Annotated in this window: 14 protein-coding genes and 6 tRNA genes; 11 read left to right on the forward strand and 9 right to left on the reverse strand. The window is 57.3% G+C overall.

The features are described 5' to 3' along the window. Positions 1-117: 117 nt before the first annotated feature. Complete coding sequence (gene mgrA / locus SPL01S_RS16770; protein WP_063201366.1) at positions 118-1,107, forward strand: L-glyceraldehyde 3-phosphate reductase; 990 nt, start codon at positions 118-120, stop codon at positions 1,105-1,107. Positions 1,108-1,327: 220 nt separating this feature from the next. Further along, on the forward strand, positions 1,328-1,729 hold the full coding sequence (locus SPL01S_RS16775) for a DUF2502 domain-containing protein (protein ID WP_073972068.1): 402 nt from the start codon (positions 1,328-1,330) through the stop codon (positions 1,727-1,729). Positions 1,730-1,914: 185 nt separating this feature from the next. Here SPL01S_RS16775 and SPL01S_RS16780 read toward each other — a convergent pair whose 3' ends face one another. Beyond that, the gene (locus SPL01S_RS16780; RefSeq protein ID WP_063201370.1) at positions 1,915-3,147 is read right to left on the reverse strand and encodes an Nramp family divalent metal transporter; all 1,233 of its coding nucleotides are present in this window, start codon (positions 3,145-3,147) and stop codon (positions 1,915-1,917) included. Between the two features lie 378 nt (positions 3,148-3,525). Between SPL01S_RS16780 and SPL01S_RS16785 the strand changes: the two genes are divergently transcribed. After that, positions 3,526-4,713, forward strand: coding sequence for a NupC/NupG family nucleoside CNT transporter (locus tag SPL01S_RS16785; protein ID WP_004947602.1), 1,188 nt, complete (start codon positions 3,526-3,528; stop codon positions 4,711-4,713). Positions 4,714-4,828: 115 nt separating this feature from the next. Here the strand turns inward: SPL01S_RS16785 and SPL01S_RS16790 are convergent. The 3 genes from SPL01S_RS16790 to gltX all read right to left on the reverse strand — a co-directional run bounded on the left by SPL01S_RS16790 (position 4,829) and on the right by gltX (position 6,717). Next, a tRNA-Ala gene (locus tag SPL01S_RS16790) sits at positions 4,829-4,904 on the reverse strand. Positions 4,905-4,964: 60 nt separating this feature from the next. Beyond that, positions 4,965-5,040: transfer RNA gene (locus SPL01S_RS16795), tRNA-Ala, on the reverse strand. 267 nt (positions 5,041-5,307) lie between these two features. Beyond that, positions 5,308-6,717 (reverse strand): glutamate--tRNA ligase, encoded by a 1,410-nt coding sequence (gltX, locus tag SPL01S_RS16800; protein ID WP_063201373.1) that lies wholly within the window; start codon positions 6,715-6,717, stop codon positions 5,308-5,310. A gap of 292 nt (positions 6,718-7,009) precedes the next feature. Here gltX and SPL01S_RS16805 point away from each other — a divergent pair. The 4 genes from SPL01S_RS16805 to SPL01S_RS16820 all read left to right on the forward strand — a co-directional run bounded on the left by SPL01S_RS16805 (position 7,010) and on the right by SPL01S_RS16820 (position 7,399). Beyond that, positions 7,010-7,085, forward strand: a tRNA-Val gene (locus tag SPL01S_RS16805). A 40-nt stretch (positions 7,086-7,125) separates the two neighbouring features. Continuing rightward, positions 7,126-7,201: transfer RNA gene (locus tag SPL01S_RS16810), tRNA-Val, on the forward strand. A 39-nt stretch (positions 7,202-7,240) separates the two neighbouring features. Next, positions 7,241-7,316 (forward strand) — tRNA-Val (locus SPL01S_RS16815). A gap of 7 nt (positions 7,317-7,323) precedes the next feature. Next, positions 7,324-7,399, forward strand: a tRNA-Lys gene (locus tag SPL01S_RS16820). A gap of 202 nt (positions 7,400-7,601) precedes the next feature. Here the strand turns inward: SPL01S_RS16820 and dhbA are convergent. Genes dhbA through SPL01S_RS16840 form a run of 4 tightly spaced genes read right to left on the reverse strand, consistent with a single transcriptional unit; the run spans position 7,602 to position 12,060 of the window. Then, positions 7,602-8,360 (reverse strand): 2,3-dihydro-2,3-dihydroxybenzoate dehydrogenase, encoded by a 759-nt coding sequence (gene dhbA, locus SPL01S_RS16825; protein WP_063201376.1) that lies wholly within the window; start codon positions 8,358-8,360, stop codon positions 7,602-7,604. After that, the gene (locus tag SPL01S_RS16830; RefSeq protein WP_063201379.1) at positions 8,360-9,214 is read right to left on the reverse strand and encodes an isochorismatase; all 855 of its coding nucleotides are present in this window, start codon (positions 9,212-9,214) and stop codon (positions 8,360-8,362) included. Before SPL01S_RS16830 ends, dhbA begins: the two co-directional genes overlap by 1 nt. Before the next feature lie 3 nt (positions 9,215-9,217). Next, positions 9,218-10,843: a (2,3-dihydroxybenzoyl)adenylate synthase gene (locus SPL01S_RS16835; protein ID WP_063201386.1), complete on the reverse strand. Its 1,626-nt coding sequence runs from the start codon at positions 10,841-10,843 to the stop codon at positions 9,218-9,220. 8 nt (positions 10,844-10,851) lie between these two features. Further along, positions 10,852-12,060 carry an isochorismate synthase gene (locus SPL01S_RS16840; protein WP_063201389.1) on the reverse strand — a complete coding sequence of 403 codons (1,209 nt, stop codon included), beginning with the start codon at positions 12,058-12,060 and terminating at the stop codon, positions 10,852-10,854. Between the two features lie 323 nt (positions 12,061-12,383). On the opposite strand from SPL01S_RS16840, the gene fepB reads away from it, so the two are divergent. Continuing rightward, positions 12,384-13,343, forward strand: coding sequence for a Fe2+-enterobactin ABC transporter substrate-binding protein (gene fepB, locus SPL01S_RS16845; protein WP_063201390.1), 960 nt, complete (start codon positions 12,384-12,386; stop codon positions 13,341-13,343). On the opposite strand, the gene entS is transcribed toward fepB, so the two are convergent. Then, on the reverse strand, positions 13,330-14,598 hold the full coding sequence (entS, locus tag SPL01S_RS16850) for an enterobactin transporter EntS (RefSeq protein ID WP_004947625.1): 1,269 nt from the start codon (positions 14,596-14,598) through the stop codon (positions 13,330-13,332). The genes fepB and entS overlap by 14 nt on opposite strands. 262 nt (positions 14,599-14,860) lie before the next feature. On the opposite strand from entS, the gene fepD reads away from it, so the two are divergent. From fepD to SPL01S_RS16865, 3 genes are read left to right on the forward strand one after another with little or no spacing between them, the layout of a single operon-like run. After that, a complete protein-coding gene (gene fepD, locus SPL01S_RS16855) occupies positions 14,861-15,934 on the forward strand; it encodes a Fe(3+)-siderophore ABC transporter permease (protein ID WP_063201393.1) in 1,074 nt (357 codons plus the stop codon). Further along, on the forward strand, positions 15,934-16,959 hold the full coding sequence (gene fepG / locus SPL01S_RS16860) for an iron-enterobactin ABC transporter permease (RefSeq protein ID WP_081113165.1): 1,026 nt from the start codon (positions 15,934-15,936) through the stop codon (positions 16,957-16,959). Before fepD ends, fepG begins: the two co-directional genes overlap by 1 nt. Beyond that, positions 16,956-17,756 (forward strand): ATP-binding cassette domain-containing protein, encoded by an 801-nt coding sequence (locus SPL01S_RS16865; protein ID WP_062868176.1) that lies wholly within the window; start codon positions 16,956-16,958, stop codon positions 17,754-17,756. The genes fepG and SPL01S_RS16865 overlap by 4 nt, the downstream gene beginning before the upstream one ends. Positions 17,757-17,830: the final 74 nt, after the last annotated feature.

The raw sequence follows: 17,830 nt of genomic DNA on the forward strand, positions 1-17,830 counted from the left end.
TGCCTCATGGGCAGCATTTAAAAATTGAAGGTGATTTAGCGTGATCCTGGGCTCTGACAACGGGAGTGAAAACGCATACACTAAAACTCACTCTCACCTCTGCCGAAAAGGGTTTGTATGCTTTACCAGGCTGATTCTTCGCGTTATCAAAATATGGAATATCGCCGCTGCGGACGCAGCGGGCTGAAATTGCCCGCGGTTTCGCTCGGCTTATGGCACAACTTTGGCGACACTACGTTGTATGACAATGCGCGCAAATTGATACATTGCGCGTTCGATCGCGGTATTACCCATTTCGATCTGGCCAATAACTATGGCCCACCACCCGGTTCCGCCGAGGAAAACTTTGGCCGCATCCTCAGCGCAGATCTGAAACCCTGGCGCGATGAACTGATCATCGCCTCGAAGGCCGGTTACACCATGTGGCCTGGCCCTTACGGCGACTGGGGTTCGAAGAAGTATCTGGTCGCCAGCCTGGATCAAAGCCTGCAACGTATGGGGCTGGAATATGTGGATATCTTCTATCACCATCGCCCGGATCCGGATACGCCGCTGGAGGAAACCATGGGCGCGCTGGATCTGCTGGTACGCCAGGGCAAGGCGCTGTACGTCGGGCTGTCCAACTACCCGGCCGACCGCGCGCGCCAGGCATTCGAGATTCTGCACCGGCTCGGCACGCCTTGCGTGATCCATCAGCCTAAGTACTCCCTGTTCGAGCGCTGGGTTGAGCCGGAGCTGCTGGATACGCTCGAAGACCATGGCGTCGGCTCCATTGCATTCTCCCCGCTGGCCGGCGGCCTGCTGACCGATCGTTACCTGCACGGCATTCCGCAAGATTCACGCGCAGCCAGCGGCAGCCAGTTCCTGCAACCTGATCAGCTCACCGACGCAAAACTGGAAAAGGTGCGCCAGCTTAACGCCCTGGCGCAACAGCGTGGGCAGAAGCTGTCGCAGATGGCGCTGGCCTGGGTATTGCGCGGCGATCGCGTGACTTCCGTGCTGATTGGCGCCAGCAAGACCAGCCAGATTGAAGATGCCGTCGGCATGCTGGCTAACCGCACTTTCAGCAGCGACGAAATCGCCCATATCGAACGGATATTAATGTAATCGCTTACAATTATCGCCGGGCGCATGGCCGGCGATAACCTCCGCAGCGCCAGACAAATCTTAAATCCTCATCCCATCGCCGCTTTTCAGAATCCCACTAAGATTCAACCCTATCCGCAGGCGCTAATATGGCGATATTGCAGTAAAAAAATAATAAGGCCGGTTAATGATGAACGCGCTTCATTAACTGGCCAACCCGCTACGGCGGAAAGGAGAAGCCATGTTTAAACCTCTGTTATTGGCCGCCTTGTTGGTGGCGTCGACGGTACCCGCCATCCAGCAGGCGCATGCGGATGGCCTCAGTATCAATCTGATGCCGGGCGTATCGCTGCGCATTGGCGAGGAAGATAACCGCGGCCGTTATTGGGACGGCTACGACTGGCGCGACCGCGATTGGTGGCAAGGCCATCAGGGCCGCTACCTGGGCGATCGCAGCCGCCGGGGCTATTACTGGGATGGTTATCGCTGGCGCGATAACGATTACTGGCGCAAAAATTATTACTATCATGATGGCCGCTATCGCAAATTCGATAAGCATTACTACAAGCACCACGAAAAACATCATTGGAAGAAAAATCACCATGATGACGATCGCGGTCGTCGCCATCACGACGATGATTGATGCCAAAAGGCCAGCGTAACGCTGGCCTGAGTTTGATGACAAAGTTGTCTTTAAACCCGAGATACCCGGGCCTAGCGCACCGAGGGGCGCTCCGGCGGGCAAGCCGCTACGACCCCTTCGGCACGCTCTCCCTAATAATCGGCTTTGTCAGCAGTCTGAGGCCAGCGTAACGCTGGCCTTTTTAATCACAGCACGCTGCTGACCAGCAGATAACCGTTCAGGCCGACTACCACCAGCACAATCACCTTGCCCAGCGTCTGTATGCTCCAACTGTTCACCATTTCCCCCATCAGTTCCCGGTTACCGGTGAAGGAGAGCAGCGGCACCAGCGCCAACGCAATGCCGAAGCTCAGCAGTACCTGGCTCAACACCAGAATACGCGTGGCGTCCATTCCCAGCATAATGACGATAAACGACGGCAGCATAGTGACTACCCGGCGCAGCCACAGCGGAATGTAAAATCGTACGAATCCCTGCATCACCACCTGCCCCGCCAGCGTCCCCACTACGGTGGAAGACAGACCGGCGGCCACCAGGCTCAGCCCGAAGAGCGTCGCAGCCGCCTGGCCCAGCACCGGCTGCAGTGTCAGATAGGCCAGATCAAGATCGGCCACGCCGCTGTGCCCATTGAAGTGGAAGGTGGCGGCGGCGGTTGCCATCATTGCCAGGTTAACAAAACCGGCGATGGTCATGGCAATGGCGACATCGACCTTGGTGGACGCATACCGATCCGCCTTTGAATTCTCGCCGGCAGTCTGGGTTAAGGATGAATGCAAATAAATCACGTGCGGCATGATGGTCGCGCCCAGCACGCCGGCGGCCAGATATACCGCATCGCCATTCGGCAGATCCGGGATCGCCATGCCTTTTAACAGCGGGCCGAGCTGCGGCTGGGAAAACGCCAGCTCCACCATATAGGCAGCGGCAACAAACAGCAGCAGCCCGCCGATCGCCCTTTCCAGCGGTTTTTGCCCGCGTTTTTCCAGCATCAGGATCAGGAAGGTGGCGATACCCGTCAGGATCGCGCCCTCAAGCAGCGTAACGCCCAACAGCAGCTTGAAACCTATCGCCGCGCCGATAAACTCCGCCAGGTCAGTGGCCATCGCAATGATTTCCGCCTGCACCCAATAAGCCCATACGGCCGGGCGTGGAAAGCGATCGCGGATGTGTTCCGCCAGGTTTTTGCCGGTAGCGATGCCGAGTTTGGCGGACAGCAGTTGGATAAGCATGGCCATGACGTTGGCCCAGACCACGACCCACAGCAGGCTGTAACCCAAAGAGGCGCCAGACTGGATATTGGTGGCGAAATTGCCGGGATCGATATAACCGATGGCCGCGATAAATGCGGGCCCCATCAGCGACAGTTTGATTTTTCTGGACGGGCGACGGGTGTTCTCAACCACGCGACTGTTTGGCATACCCTGAACCCTTACGTCTGATAAACTAAGGGTTATTTTATGCAAATGATAATAATTATCAAGCGCATTTGTAACGGTAAAACTTATCTCTGTAATCGGGGATAACTCAGGTTTTAACGAAGGGTGTAACGTGCAGATGACACTTTTCGGCCCCCCAACGAGGCATATTCCAAACGAAATACGCCTGATAATCAAATTAGCACAAGAATAGGAATTTCATATGGATTCAGTAACCCATTGATTTTTTATGCTTTAACCTAATAATTTAAGACATTTCCCATTACGACTTTCCATATTTGCAATGGACCTCTCGTTTTTAAACGTGGCGTTACATAAAATGACATCCGAAATTCAGCCTGCCTCAAGTTTGGAGCAAACATGTCCCATATTGCGCACTTTGCGTTAGCGTTGGTGGTGGTTGCGATCCTGGCACTGTTAGTGTGCCGCGATCGTAAAAGCATCCGCATTCGCTACGTTATTCAACTGTTGGTTATTGAAGTACTGCTGGCCTATTTTTTCCTGCATTCGGAAGCGGGTTTAGGCTTTGTAAAAGGATTCGCGGCGCTGTTCGACAAGCTGCTCGGGTTTGCGGGGCAAGGGACTGATTTTGTATTCGGCGGTATGGGTGATAAAGGTTTGGCCTTCTTCTTCCTGAAGGTACTGTGCCCAATCGTCTTCATCTCTGCGCTGATCGGTATTCTGCAATACATCAAAGTGTTGCCGTTTATCATCCGGATTATTGGTACCGTGCTGTCAAAAGTAAACGGAATGGGCAAGCTGGAGTCGTTTAACGCCGTCAGCTCGCTGATCCTGGGCCAGTCTGAAAACTTCATTGCCTATAAAGATATCCTGGGCAAGATGTCGGAAAAACGCATGTACACCATGGCGGCAACCGCGATGTCTACGGTTTCCATGTCCATCGTGGGTGCTTACATGACCATGCTGGACGCCAAGTTTGTGGTTGCGGCGCTGGTACTGAACATGTTCAGCACCTTTATCGTGCTGTCATTGGTCAACCCGTATGACACCAGTAAAGAAGAAGAACTGCATCTGGGCAATCTGCACGAAGGCCAGAGCTTCTTCGAAATGCTGGGTGAATACATTCTGGCAGGTTTCAAAGTAGCTATTATCGTTGCCGCAATGCTGATCGGCTTTATCGCTCTGATCGCTGCGCTCAACGGTCTGTTCAGCGCCATCTTCGGCCTGAGCTTCCAGGAAATCCTGGGCTACTTCTTCTATCCATTCGCCTGGATTATGGGTATTCCTAAGCACGAAGCCTTGCAGGTGGGCAGCATCATGGCGACCAAGCTGGTCTCCAATGAGTTCGTGGCCATGATGGAACTGCAGAAAGTCTCTGCCGAACTGTCGCCACGCAGCCTGGGCATTCTGTCGGTGTTCCTGGTTTCCTTCGCCAACTTCTCTTCCATCGGTATTGTGGCCGGTGCGATTAAAGGGCTGAATGAGAATCAGGGCAACGTAGTTTCCCGCTTTGGTCTGAAGCTGGTTTACGGTTCTACGCTGGTCAGCCTTCTGTCTGCGTCCATCGCGGGCCTGGTTCTGGGCTAAGCCGAAACGGCAACAACGGAAAGGTCGCTTCGGCGGCCTTTTTTATTGCCCGTAGTGTAGAAAGCAGGAAAGACAGAAAGCAAAAAGCCGACCCTGAGGTCGGCTTTTTAAATGGTGGTGGAGCTAGACGGGATCGAACCGTCGACCTCTTGCATGCCATGCAAGCGCTCTCCCAGCTGAGCTATAGCCCCACAAAAGTGGTACGCTTTAACCGGCGTTACGGTATTCCCCAACCTTTCTGAGATAAAGGTTGGTGGAGCTAGACGGGATCGAACCGTCGACCTCTTGCATGCCATGCAAGCGCTCTCCCAGCTGAGCTATAGCCCCAATCCACAAACACAAAATCCTGTGAACGGGGCGCATAATATGAAACCCCCGAAACACTGTCAACGGCTAAATTGAATTACTCGATCAAGCGCTGAAAAAGCCGCCAAATCAGCGCGTTTAGCGCTAAAAAATAGCCATTACGGATAAAAATCAGCCAGGCATAAAAAAAGCCCTGGGGATCGCTCCACAAGGCTTTATCGGTTATCGCGTCATCTTGCTACCGGCCGCGTGCTGACAGCACGGCAGCACGCAGCCAATCTATCAGGCCTAGGCTTCACGCCCGGCGATGTAGGCCAGCGCCAGGTCGATACGCTGCAAAGAACGCGCCTGGCCGATAGCATGCACGGTCACGTCCATACCCGGTGACTGACCGGCGCCAGTGACCGCTACGCGCAGCGGCATGCCCACCTTGCCCATACCTACGCCCAGCTCATCAGCGGTACCCTGAATGGCGTCATGCACGTTCTCCGGCGTCCAGGCACTGACAGCAGCCAGTTTGGCGCGTACCGCTTCCAGCGGCTGGCGTGCCACCGGACGCAGGTGCTTCTTGGCGGCGTCAGCGTCGAATTCGCTGAAGTCTTCATAGAAGTAACGGCAGGACTCGGCCATTTCCTTCAACGTCTTGCAGCGTTCGCCCAGCAGTTTGACGATATCTTTCAGCTCAGGGCCGTTGCGAGTCTCAATGCCAAGCTGCTCAACGTGCCACGCCAGATACACCGCAACTTCTTCCGCCGGCATATGGTTAATGTAATGGTGATTCAGCCACTGCAACTTCTCGGTATTGAAAGCGCTGGCGGATTTGTTGATCGCTTCCAGGGTGAAGAACTCTTTCATCTCATCAATAGAGAAGATTTCCTGGTCGCCGTGGGACCAACCCAGGCGCACCAAATAGTTCAGCAACGCCTGCGGCAGGTAACCGTCATCGCGGTACTGCATCACGCCCACCGCGCCATGGCGTTTTGACAGTTTTTTGCCGTCGTCGCCCAGGATCATGGAAACGTGCGCATATTCAGGTACCGGCGCACCCAGCGCTTTCAGGATATTGATCTGGCGCGGGGTGTTGTTGATGTGGTCTTCGCCGCGGATCACGTGGCTGATTTCCATATCCCAATCGTCCACCACGACGCAGAAGTTATAAGTTGGCGAACCGTCGGTACGGCGAATGATTAGATCATCCAGTTCCTGGTTGCTGAATTCGATTGGGCCGCGGATCTTGTCATCGAAGATAACCGAACCTTCCTGCGGGTTACGGAAACGCACCACGCACGGCTCGTCATCGGTGTGGCTGTCCTGGCTGTCACGGCAGTGGCCGTCGTAACGCGGTTTTTCACCGTTTTCCATCTGTGTTTCACGCAGCGCTTCCAGACGTTCCTTCGAGCAATAGCATTTATAGGCGGTATCCTGCACCAGCATGTCGTCAATCACCGCGTTATAACGGTCAAAACGCTTGGTCTGGAAATACGGACCTTCGTTCCAATCCAGATTTAACCAGTTCATGCCATCCATAATTGCGTCGATAGCGTCCTGCGAGGAACGTTCCAGATCGGTATCTTCGATACGCAGAACGAACTCACCGCCCGAATGGCGGCTGAACAACCAGGAGTAAAGCGCAGTACGGGCACCACCGACGTGAAGATAGCCGGTTGGGCTCGGTGCAAAACGGGTTTTGATTTTCATTGGTTTCACTGCCTTATTACGCAACGCGGGTCGGCGGTTGCCGACGATTGCTCGGAATTGAAAAAAGTGGGCAACATTGTACCACCCCCCGCTAATTCCTCAACGCCGACACGAGATTGCCGCACCGGTTTTCGTTATCGCTGCGGCGCATTTCGCATAACAATGTGCAAAGAATCATCATTGGTGGTGATAAATATCGCATCCTGTTTAAATTTGCGGCGAACGATTGAAATCATTTTAAAAACCGTTGACTCACTTTCAACTATCCCTATAATGCGACTCCAACAAGACGGGGCGATTAGCTCAGTTGGTAGAGCATCTCCTTTACACGGAGGGGGTCGGCGGTTCGAGCCCGTCATCGCCCACCATCTTGTTGAGCAGTAAAGCAGTAAGAAATGAGAAGAATGAGGGTGATTAGCTCAGTTGGTAGAGCATCTCCTTTACACGGAGGGGGTCGGCGGTTCGAGCCCGTCATCACCCACCACTCATTCTCTTGTTTGGCAGTACCCGGAAGTTCTGAAGTGGGTGATTAGCTCAGTTGGTAGAGCATCTCCTTTACACGGAGGGGGTCGGCGGTTCGAGCCCGTCATCACCCACCACTTCTGCGGGTCGTTAGCTCAGTTGGTAGAGCAGTTGACTTTTAATCAATTGGTCGCAGGTTCGAATCCCGCACGACCCACCAATACAGAAAAAAGCGCCTTTTGGCGCTTTTTTCGCATCTGTAGCCCGGAAATCACCACGACCTCTATGACCTGGTCCCCTTTTACCGCCCATAAAAAAGCGCTGCAAGCAGCGCTCTATAGTCATAAATAACAAGTCACCCTATACCCTGATTAATCCAAGTTGCCGTCAACACACACGCAGCTTGAAGTATGACGGGTATATCAGGCCGCCAGCGTCGCTCCGCCGTCAATCACGATATCCTGCATAGTGATATGGCTGGCGCGATCGGAAGCCAGGAACAAAATGGCATCGGCAATTTCCTGCGGTTGGGCGATCTTGCCCAGCGGAATACCCAGCTTGAACTGCTCCGGGAAGCCGTTAATGGTGTTCTGTTCACCGCTTTCGTCCTGCCACATGCCGCGCTGCATCGGCGTGTTGGTCGAACCGGGCGAAACCAGATTGCAACGCACGCCATAAGGCGCCATTTCCAACCCTACGGTTTGGCACAGGCTGCGCAACGCCGCCTTGGAAGCGCAATAGGCCGCCATGCCGACGCGCGGCACATGCGCCGCGTTAGAGGCTACGCTGACAATCGCACCGCGCCGCTGGCGACGGAACACCGGCAAGACATGGCGGAACATATTGAACGCCCCGCCGGCATTGACCGCCATACAGGCCAGCCAGTCTGCGGTGCTGGTCTCATCTGCCAACCCCATCCGCAAAATGCCCGCACCATTCACCAGCACGTCCAGCGCTGGCTGTGCTGCCAGCAAACGCCCACACAAGCTGTCTACCGCATCGCTATCGGCGACATCCAGCACTTCTGTACGGAACGGGTATTCCGGTTCGTCGAAACGCAGGTCGAAGCCAATAACCTCAGCACCGGCCCTAACAAACGCCAACGCCGTCTCCAGGCCAATACCGGCACCCGCGCCGGTAACCCAAACCCGCTTACCGGCAAAATCGCCCTCTTCGCCCATCAAGACTTCTCCTGCGACAACATAGCCCACCAGCTGTCAATGGTCGGGCTTTTGGCCAACGCGATAAAATCAATATCGCTGCGGATTTTACGCCAGCGCGCGGCCAGCTCCATGATACGCACCGAGTCCAGACCGTAGTCGATCAGGTTCTCATCGTCGCCCATGTCTTCGCTGTCTTCATCGAGGAACGGCATAATTTGCAGGCGCAACGCAGCTTTGCTGGCGATGCCCGGCAGCAGCTCGGCGGTAGTCACCACACGGCCACAGCGGCCTGCGGTGTAACGCAGCGCCATCAGGTGTTCGTCGCGGGAGAAATCCGCCAGACCGTCAGCCACCATAAACGGCTGGATATTGCGCATAAAGGCATCGATGGCGGTAGTCATGCAGCCGATATGGGCATACACGCCGCAAATGATCAGCTGATCGCGCCCCGACTCCTGCAGGATTTCCTGCAGCGGCGAACGGTGGAAGGCGCTGTAACGCCACTTCACCAGAACCGTATCGTCATCTTCCGGTGCCAGAGCCTGAACCACCGCCTGCTGCTCCGGGTGTTTATTCAGCCCTGGCCCCCACATATCGTTCAGCAATGCACGGTCTTCGTCGCTTTGCTGATTGGGCTGCGCAGTGTAAAACACCGGAATACCCTGTGATTTGCAGTAGCGGCGCAGATTGGCAATGTTCTCTACCACCTGTTTAATCAGCGGGCTGTCTTCACCCCAGAAATTCAGGAAATACTGCTGCATATCGTGGATCAGTAACGCAGCCCGCTGCGGTTCTACCGTCCAGCTCACTTTGTTGGTCGGCAGTTCAGCCTGCGTCGGCAGCGCGTAATCGTTAAGTTTAGGTATGGCCATGACTTATTCTCCCTGGGCCTGAGTCAGTGATTGCGTCTCCAGGCGTTGACGCAACCGTTTTTTGTCCACTTTGCCTACCGGGGTGAGCGGCAGCGTATCGACCTGTATAAAGCGGTCAGGTAATTTAAATTCGGCCACGCCCTCTGCACGCAAATGGCGGCGCAGCACCACCGGCTTCAACGCGCTGGCGGCGATAATAAAGGCGCAGCTCTTCTCGCCCATCAGCTCATCCGGCATGGAAACCAGCGCCGCATTGATCACCTCCGGGTGGCGCAACAGCAAGTTTTCGATCTCCTCGGCGGCGATCTTCTCCCCACCGCGATTGATCTGATCTTTCTGACGCCCTTCCACCTTCACATAGCCGTCTTCAGTCAGGCTGATCAGATCCCCGGAACAGTAAAAACCGTCTTTATCAAAGGCGGCGGCGTTATGTTCGGGGCTTTGGTAATAACCGCGGAAGGTGTAAGGGCCCCGGGTCATCAGGCGCCCGGTTTGCCCCACCGGCAGCGGGTTACCCTCGTCATCGGCCACCCACAGTTCGTCGTCCGGCGACATCGGGCAGCCCTGAGTGGTGAGAATATGCCGGTCGTCATCGTCCAACCGGGTGTAATTCACCAGGCCTTCCGCCATGCCAAAGACCTGCTGCAACTGGCAGCCGATTTCCGCCGGAATACGCGCGGCCAAGGTTTCACTCAACTTGGCGCCCCCCACCTGCAACAACTTAAGGCTGGCCAAGGGTTGACCGCCCCACTCTTCAATCGCCTGTAGCCACAGCGTCACCGCCGGCGGCACCAGCGCCGTCACGTTAATCTGGTGCTGCTCGATCAAACGGAAGCATTGCCCGGCATCAGGATCGCTGGCGAACACCACCAGCCCGGCGCCATAAAACACGCCGAGCACGCCCGGAGAACTCATCGGGTAGTTATGCGCCACCGGCAGCGCGCACAGGTAGCGGGTATGCACATCGAAATGGCAAATTTCCACGCTGCGACGGATGCTGTAGTAGTAATCATTGTGGGTGCGCGGGATCAGCTTTGGCGTGCCGGTGCTGCCACCGGAAAGCTGGAAGAACGCCACCTGGTCAGCCGGGGTCGGTGTCGCGATAAAATCTTCGGCATCCTCTTCGAGCCAGGCGGCCAGCGACTGCTCGCCTTCCGCCTGGCTGCGCAGCCCCACTACGCGCAATGAAGGATTTTCGGCGCGAAACGCCGTGAGGAATTCGTCGTTGCCGAACAGGCCATGCTGGCGATCGGCAATCAGCAGCGCAGGTTTGATTTGTGCGGCATAAGCCTTGAGTTCGTTGCGTTGATGGCTGAACAGCGCATTCACCGGCACCACGCCGATTTTCAGCAGCGCAAAGAAGGCCACATAGAACTCGACCACGTTGCCCAACTGCACCAGAGCGGTATCGCCACTGTGCAAGCCCCGACGTTGCAGCGCGGCGGCCAGCCGGTCAGAAAGTTGATTGAGCCGGCGATAGCTCAGGCTGCGTTGCGGGTCTATCAGCGCCACGGCGTCATTTTTGGCCTGGCGGGCAATAATGTCGGTCAATGGCCGGTCGGTCCAATAACCGCGTTCACGATAACGACGGGCCAACGCCTCAGGCCAGGGAGTAAAATCAATGCTCATGGGTATGCCTATCCTTGGTTCAGGCCAAACGCCCGCGAAATGGTACTGAGTTTGGTGCCGGTTTCACGCCATTCGGATTCCGGCGAAGAGTCTTGCACGATGCCTGCACCGGCAAACAGCCGCACCTGATTGCCCTGCACGGTGCCGCAACGAATGGTCACGACCCACTCGCCGTTGCCTTCGGCATCGCACCAGCCGACAATGCCGCCGAACAGGCCGCGATCAAAGGGTTCAAGCTGCTTGATCACCTGATGCGCAAGCTGGGTTGGCGTGCCGCACAAAGCCGGAGTCGGGTGCAACAGGCAGGCCAGCGAAAGCGCATTTTCCGCCCGGCTGGCGGCTTCGCCATCGATAGGCGTAGACAGATGCCACAGCGTGGTGGTGCTCAATAATTCAGGGGATGACGGGATGTTCAAGTGGCGGCAGCGGTCGGCCAATACCTGGCGCATGCCTTCGGTGACGAACTTGTGCTCATAAAGGTCTTTGTCCGACACCAATAGCTGTTGGCTGATTTCCCGGTCCCGCTGCGGATCGGCATCGCGGCGGGCAGAGCCGGCCAGCGGATTGGAATGGAACTGCGCGCCGAATTTGCGCAACAGCAATTCTGGGCTGGCGCCCACCAGCGCCCCCTGCTCCAGCGGCACGTGGAAGTGGAAACCGTTAGGGTTCTGGGCGATGATGCGCGCCATCAGCGCCTGGCGATCGACAGGTTCGCGAGTTTCAATCTCCAGCAGGCGCGACAGCACCACTTTATCCAACCGGTCGCCACGGGTAGCCTGCACCGCATCGGCAACCATCTGCATGAAGGGCTGCTGGGCAGGCACTTCGGTTTGCCGGGTAATTTCCGGCAAGGAGTCCTGCGGCGGCGTTGTGCCGGCCAAAAAGGCATCGCGTTCAAACCACTGAGTTTGCTGGGGAATAAACAACGCGGAAGGTTGATGAGTATCAAAAGGAATGGCGCCACAGAGTACCGGGTTCTTCACGCCGGCCAGTTTCGCTTCGGCGAAAGCGTGCCGTACTTCTCGCTGGAACTCTCCATTCACCTGGTCCCCGCCCGCAGCGGGCAACGTGATTTTGGCGAAGCAGCCTTGCGTACTCAGGCTACGGAAAGGAGAGGTAAAGAAGAAGCCCGCGGTGGGCGAAACGCCTGCAGTATTCAGTTCGCTCTCCTTGCTTTGCGGTTTCTTTTGGCCGGCACCCTTTACAGTCACGCTCATCGGTACTCCATTTCTCTTCGTGAATGATAACAAACATAATAATGATTATCATTTATGTTTGACCGCGTTAAAGTACCCTTGGAAATTTGCCATGTCAATAATTGTAAACAGCTCTTCTCCTCTTCATCGTGGTAGAAAATCAGCGACATAACTGCATATACCCTATGGCTTTCAAGTTGTAGCTAGGCGGCCAGCTCGGGAGTCCCCAGGCGCTTACTTAAGTAAGTAACTGGGGGGAGTGAGCGCAGCCAACAACGCTGCAGCTTGAAAGACGACGGGTATAAATGATAAGTATTACTATTTAAAACCTAAGGACTTTCTTTATGAAGAAGAACCTGATCTTCGGCCTGGCGCTGTTCGGGCTAGCGGTAATCAGCGCCGCTCACGCCGCCGATGCCGGCTGGCCGCGTAACATTGAAACCTCACGCGGCGTGATCACCCTCAATCAGCCCCCTGCCCGCATCGTTTCTACCAGCGTTACCATCACCGGTACCCTGCTGGCCATCGACGCACCGGTCGTCGCCAGCGGGGCAACCACGCCCGGCAGCCGTCTGGCGGACAAACAGGGATTCTTCCGTCAATGGGGTGACATCGCCGCGCAGCGTGGCGTCAAACGCCTGTACATCGGCGAACCCAATGCGGAAGCCATCGCCGGTGTTGCGCCCGATCTGATCATCATCTCGGCCACCGGTGCCGATTCCGCCCTGCGCCTGTACGATCAGCTCTCTGCCATCGCCCCGGTGCTGGTGGTCAATTACGACGACAAAAGCTGGCAAGAACTGGCCGCAGAGCTGGGCCAGGCCACCGGGCATGAAGCCCAGGCGCATAAGGTCATTGGCGATTTCGATGCGCGTGAAAAAGCGCTGAAACAGCGCATGACGCTGCCTGAACAGCCGGTCTCCGCGCTGGTGTTTGGTTCGGACGGCAAAACCGCCAATCTGTGGACCGCCGACTCCTCTCAGGGGCAGATGCTTAAACAGCTCGGCTTCACTCTGGCGGTACCGCCCGCCAAATTGAACAACAGCCGCAGCATGGGCGTGCGCAAGGACATTATTCAGTTGAGCGGCGAGAACCTGGCGGAAGGCCTGAACGGCCAGACGCTGATGCTGTTCGCCAACGGCGACGCCGACGCGCAACGCCTGCTGGCCAATCCTTTACTCGCTCACCTGCCGGCTGTGCAGCACAAACGGGTTTACGCGCTGGGCAACGATACCTTCCGGCTGGATTATTACAGCGCCGGCAACTTGCTGACGCTGTTGGAAAAACAGTTTATTTCTCGGTAGTCTCGCTGGCGGGCTGGAGCCTTTCTTCCTGCCCGCCGCTGCCCACCTGGCGCAAACCGCGCATGGCGAAAGCCAATACCACACCCAGCACCGCCACCCCAAAACCAAAACTGGTCGACGTCATCGCCGGCAGCATAAACGCCCCCATTGCCCCCAGCAGTAACGCCCCCAGCGCATCGCCCACGACGTTTTGCGCCGTCCACAGACCATTGATGCGCCCCAGGAAGGCGTCCGGCGTCAGGTTCTGAATCAGCCCGTATTGCAGCAACGAGTTCACCGCGCTCAGGTAACCAAAAATCACCAGGAAAAACAGCGCCAAACCGTACCACGGCATCAGACCGAACAGACCTATGGCGACGAACGCACCTATCGCCGTCGTCAACATCATCCAGCCCGGCCGCGCTACGTGAGCGACCCGGCCGCTGGTGAACGCGCCAATCGCCGCGCCGAGCGGGACTGCGGAATACATAAAGCCCAATTGCGCTGCGCTGACGTGCCACATGCCGGACATCGCCGGATATAGCACCCGCACCGCGCTGGCCATGGTCAGCAGCGCGCCGATCAACGCCACCATACCGATTACCCGGTTGCGGAACAGGAAGCCGAAACCACCGGCCAATGCGCGCAGCGGGTGTTCGCGCGGTTGTGGTGGCGGTGCTAGCTGCGGCAGACGCAGCAAGGGGATCAACGTCAGCAAAGTGCCCAACGCCGCCAGGCCGTAGTTCCACATCACGCCGGAGTGAGCGATCACCAGGCCCCCGATCGCCGGCGACAGGATCGAGCCAAAACGCACCGTCAGCATACTGATGGCACCGGCCTGAACGATGTTTTCACGCCCCACCAACGCCGGCGTAGCGGCCAACAGCGCCGTCACCCCGACCGCGCCGAAGAAACCGTCCCACACGGCCAGCAAATAAATCGCCGTTAACGAAGGGGCCGGCAAGGCAGCGTTCAGGCACAGCCCGATAAAGCCAATGCCGCAGGTGGAGCGAGCAAACAGAATCAAACGGCGGCGCTCGTAGCGATCGGCCAATACGCCCCCCATCAGCAAACCGGCAAACATACCGCTGCCCGCCAGCGTCACGGACAGCCCGACCAACAGGGTCGAACCGGTCAACGCCTGGATCTGAACCGGGATCGCAATGGCCATCAATCCCAGCGCCAGAATGGAAATAAAACGTGCGCAAAATACGGCACGGAACGCGCCATTGGTCTTAAGCAGGCCAAAATCCAGCAAAATAGAGGGCTTACTCATCAGCTTTCTCACCACAACTTAGGAAAAGGGACAGCGTCTATAGCCAAAATAATTGGAGTTGAATCAAGGCGGCAACCAAGCGCATCCCCATGAACGTACAGGAAGTACGTGATTGGGGGGTAAGTGCAAGCAGCCAACGCAGAGACAGCTTCAAGAATGAAGGGTATGTGCTGCAATAGCGAAGGGAGTCATGGTAACATAGATGAAAGCAATCAATAATGATAATAAATATCATTTATATTCAATTAAATAACGGATTGTTATGTTACGGATTACACGCAATGGCGCACCGTCCATTCCGGCCCCCAGGGATCGTCTTATTAGCGGCACTCCCCACTCATTTCATCGCAAACTGTTTGGTTTGCTGCTTGCCGTTTGCGCGCTGTTGGCCGTTATGCTGCTCAGCCTGTCGCTCGGCGCTAAATCCATTCCTTTTGACACGGTTATCCAGGCGCTGAACGGTCAATGCAGCGGGGCAGACTGCACCATCATTACCGAAGCCAGGTTGCCGCGCACGCTGGTAGGCGTATTGGCCGGCATTGCGCTGGGCCTGTCCGGCGTATTGATGCAAACCCTCACCCGCAACCCACTGGCCGATCCGGGCATTCTCGGCGTGAACGCCGGGGCGGGATTTGCCGTGGTACTGGGCATCACCTTCTTTGGTGCCGCCGAGGTTAGCCAATACCTGTGGTTCGCCTTTGCCGGGGCGATGTTCGCTGCGCTGCTGGTCGCGTTGATCGGCGCGCTGGGCGGCAGCAGCCTGAACCCGGTCCGCCTGACGCTGGCCGGGGTCGCGATGGCGGCGGTGCTGGAGGGAATGACCTCAGGGATTTCTCTGCTCAATCCGCTGGTGTTCGATCAACTGCGGTTTTGGCAGGCCGGTTCGCTGGATATTCAAAATATGCAGGTGGTGCGCACCGTCACCCTGCCGATCCTGCTCGGCACGCTAATCACGCTGTGGATGAGCAAATCGCTTAACAGCCTGAGCATGGGCAACGAATTAGCCACTGCGCTGGGCACCGGCATCGTCCGCACCCAATTGCTGGGCCTGCTGGCGATCACCCTGCTGTGCGGCGGCGCCACCGCCGCCGTCGGCCCGATTGCCTTCGTCGGCCTGATGATGCCGCACATTGCCCGGCGGCTGGCCGGCTCCGAGCTGCACTGGATGCTGCCGTGGACGTTGGTATTGACCCCCATCCTGTTGCTGAGCGCCGATCTGATTGGCCGCTTCCTGGTGGCCGGCGAACTGCGCGTTTCCATCGTGACCGCCCTGATTGGCGCACCGCTGCTGATCATGCTGGTGCGCCAACGCCATATGTTCAGGAGGCAACGCTAATGTCGATGCTGGCAGCCCGTCTGATGACCGACCAAAAATTGCGTGCCCTGTCGCGGCCGGCGCTGACCGCGTCGATACTGGCGCTTGCCTGCGGGGTACTGGCGATTTACGCCCTAGGTTCCGGTTCCCTTTCGCTTAACGCCACGCAGGTGATCGATGCTCTCCTCGGCAAAGGCCCGGCAAACCTGACGGTGATAGTCACCCAGTGGCGCCTGCCACGCGTCACTATGGCGTTGCTGTTGGGCGCCGCACTCGGGATCAGCGGCGCTATTTTCCAGTCTCTGCTGCGCAACCCGCTCGGCAGCCCGGACGTGATTGGCTTCAATACTGGCGCCTACAGCGGCGTATTGGTCGCCATAGTGCTGTTTAACGGCGGTGTTATCGGCATCACCTCCGGGGCGCTGGCCGGTGGCCTGCTGACCGCCGCGCTGGTTTATCTGCTGGCATGGCGCAACGGTGTCGAGGCTTTCCGTTTGATTATCGTCGGCATCGCCGTGCGCGCCCTGCTGGTGGCCGGCAATACCTGGCTTATCATCAGCGCCTCGCTGGAATCCGCCATGACCGCCGGGCTGTGGAGCGCAGGGTCACTTAACGGCATAAGCTGGGCAAAAAGCCTGCCGGTGCTGGCGGTGATCGCGCTGTGCTGCCTGCTGTTGCTGACGCTGTCACGCCGCATGCGGCTGCTGGAAATGGGTGACGACACCGCCTGCGCCCTCGGCGTACCGGTGGAACGTTCGCGCGTGCTGCTGCTGCTGATCGGCGTAACGCTGACCGCTGCCGCCACCGCCGTGGCCGGGCCGATCTCCTTTATTGCACTGGTGGCGCCGCAGATTGCCCGCCGCCTGTGCGCCAACCGCAGCGTCCTGTTGCTGACCGCCCTGACCGGCGCGCTGTTGCTGCTGATCGCCGATGTCGCCGCCCAGCGCCTGTTTATGCCTTATCAACTGCCGGTAGGCGTGCTGACCGTCAGCCTCGGCGGCATTTATCTGATTTGGCTGTTAATCCGTGAGTCACGAAAAAAATGAATGCTGAACCCCTGCTGCCCGCGCCGCTGCGCGCTGAACACCTGACGCTAAGCTATGACAAGAAAATCGTAGCGAGCGATCTTTGCGTCTCTATCCCCCAGGGCGAACTGACGGTGATTATCGGGCCGAACGCCTGCGGTAAATCTACCCTGCTGCGCACCCTCAGCCGCCTGATGCAACCGCAAGCCGGAACGGTCTGGCTGAACGGCAAGCACATCAGCGAATACGCCACCAAAGAGGTGGCGCGCCAGTTAGGCCTGCTGCCGCAAAGTTCGACCGCTCCCGGCGACATCACCGTGTTTGATCTGGTGGCCCGTGGCCGCTACCCGCATCAGCGCCTGTTCAGCCGTTGGCGCGAAGAAGACCAGCAAGCGGTGGAGCAGGCAATGCGTTCCACCGGCGTGTTTGAACTGGCCGAACAGCCGGTGGATACGCTTTCCGGCGGGCAGCGTCAGCGGGTCTGGATTGCGATGGTGCTGGCGCAGCAAACGCCGCTGCTGTTGCTGGATGAACCGACCACCTGGCTGGACATTAGCCATCAGATCGACCTGCTGGAATTGATGCGTCAATTAAACCGTGAAAACGGCCACACGCTGGTGGTAGTGCTGCACGATCTCAACCACGCCTGCCGTTACGCCACCCATCTGATCGCCATGCGCGGCGGCAAAGTGGTGGCCGAAGGTGCACCTAAGGATATCGTGACGCCGGAGTTGATCGAAGAAGTGTACGGCCTGCGCTGCATGATCATTGACGATCCTGTCTCGCACACGCCGCTGGTGGTGCCGCTGGGGAAATGATTTCCCGCAGATTTGAACGCGGTTCGCAGCGCTCCTAAAAGGACAAGGCCCACGAATGGGCCTTGTCGTACAAC

This window comes from Serratia plymuthica NBRC 102599, from assembly GCF_001590925.1.
Lineage (GTDB): Bacteria > Pseudomonadota > Gammaproteobacteria > Enterobacterales > Enterobacteriaceae > Serratia > Serratia plymuthica.

Coding starts and splice junctions, on each gene's coding strand:
- mgrA (WP_063201366.1), top strand. CDS start 118: ATGCTTTACCAGGCTGATTCTTCGCGTTATCAAAATATGGAATATCGC.
- SPL01S_RS16775 (WP_073972068.1), top strand. CDS start 1,328: ATGTTTAAACCTCTGTTATTGGCCGCCTTGTTGGTGGCGTCGACGGTA.
- SPL01S_RS16780 (WP_063201370.1), bottom strand. CDS start 3,147: ATGCCAAACAGTCGCGTGGTTGAGAACACCCGTCGCCCGTCCAGAAAA.
- SPL01S_RS16785 (WP_004947602.1), top strand. CDS start 3,526: ATGTCCCATATTGCGCACTTTGCGTTAGCGTTGGTGGTGGTTGCGATC.
- gltX (WP_063201373.1), bottom strand. CDS start 6,717: ATGAAAATCAAAACCCGTTTTGCACCGAGCCCAACCGGCTATCTTCAC.
- dhbA (WP_063201376.1), bottom strand. CDS start 8,360: ATGGGCGAAGAGGGCGATTTTGCCGGTAAGCGGGTTTGGGTTACCGGC.
- SPL01S_RS16830 (WP_063201379.1), bottom strand. CDS start 9,214: ATGGCCATACCTAAACTTAACGATTACGCGCTGCCGACGCAGGCTGAA.
- SPL01S_RS16835 (WP_063201386.1), bottom strand. CDS start 10,843: ATGAGCATTGATTTTACTCCCTGGCCTGAGGCGTTGGCCCGTCGTTAT.
- SPL01S_RS16840 (WP_063201389.1), bottom strand. CDS start 12,060: ATGAGCGTGACTGTAAAGGGTGCCGGCCAAAAGAAACCGCAAAGCAAG.
- fepB (WP_063201390.1), top strand. CDS start 12,384: ATGAAGAAGAACCTGATCTTCGGCCTGGCGCTGTTCGGGCTAGCGGTA.
- entS (WP_004947625.1), bottom strand. CDS start 14,598: ATGAGTAAGCCCTCTATTTTGCTGGATTTTGGCCTGCTTAAGACCAAT.
- fepD (WP_063201393.1), top strand. CDS start 14,861: ATGTTACGGATTACACGCAATGGCGCACCGTCCATTCCGGCCCCCAGG.
- fepG (WP_081113165.1), top strand. CDS start 15,934: ATGTCGATGCTGGCAGCCCGTCTGATGACCGACCAAAAATTGCGTGCC.
- SPL01S_RS16865 (WP_062868176.1), top strand. CDS start 16,956: ATGAATGCTGAACCCCTGCTGCCCGCGCCGCTGCGCGCTGAACACCTG.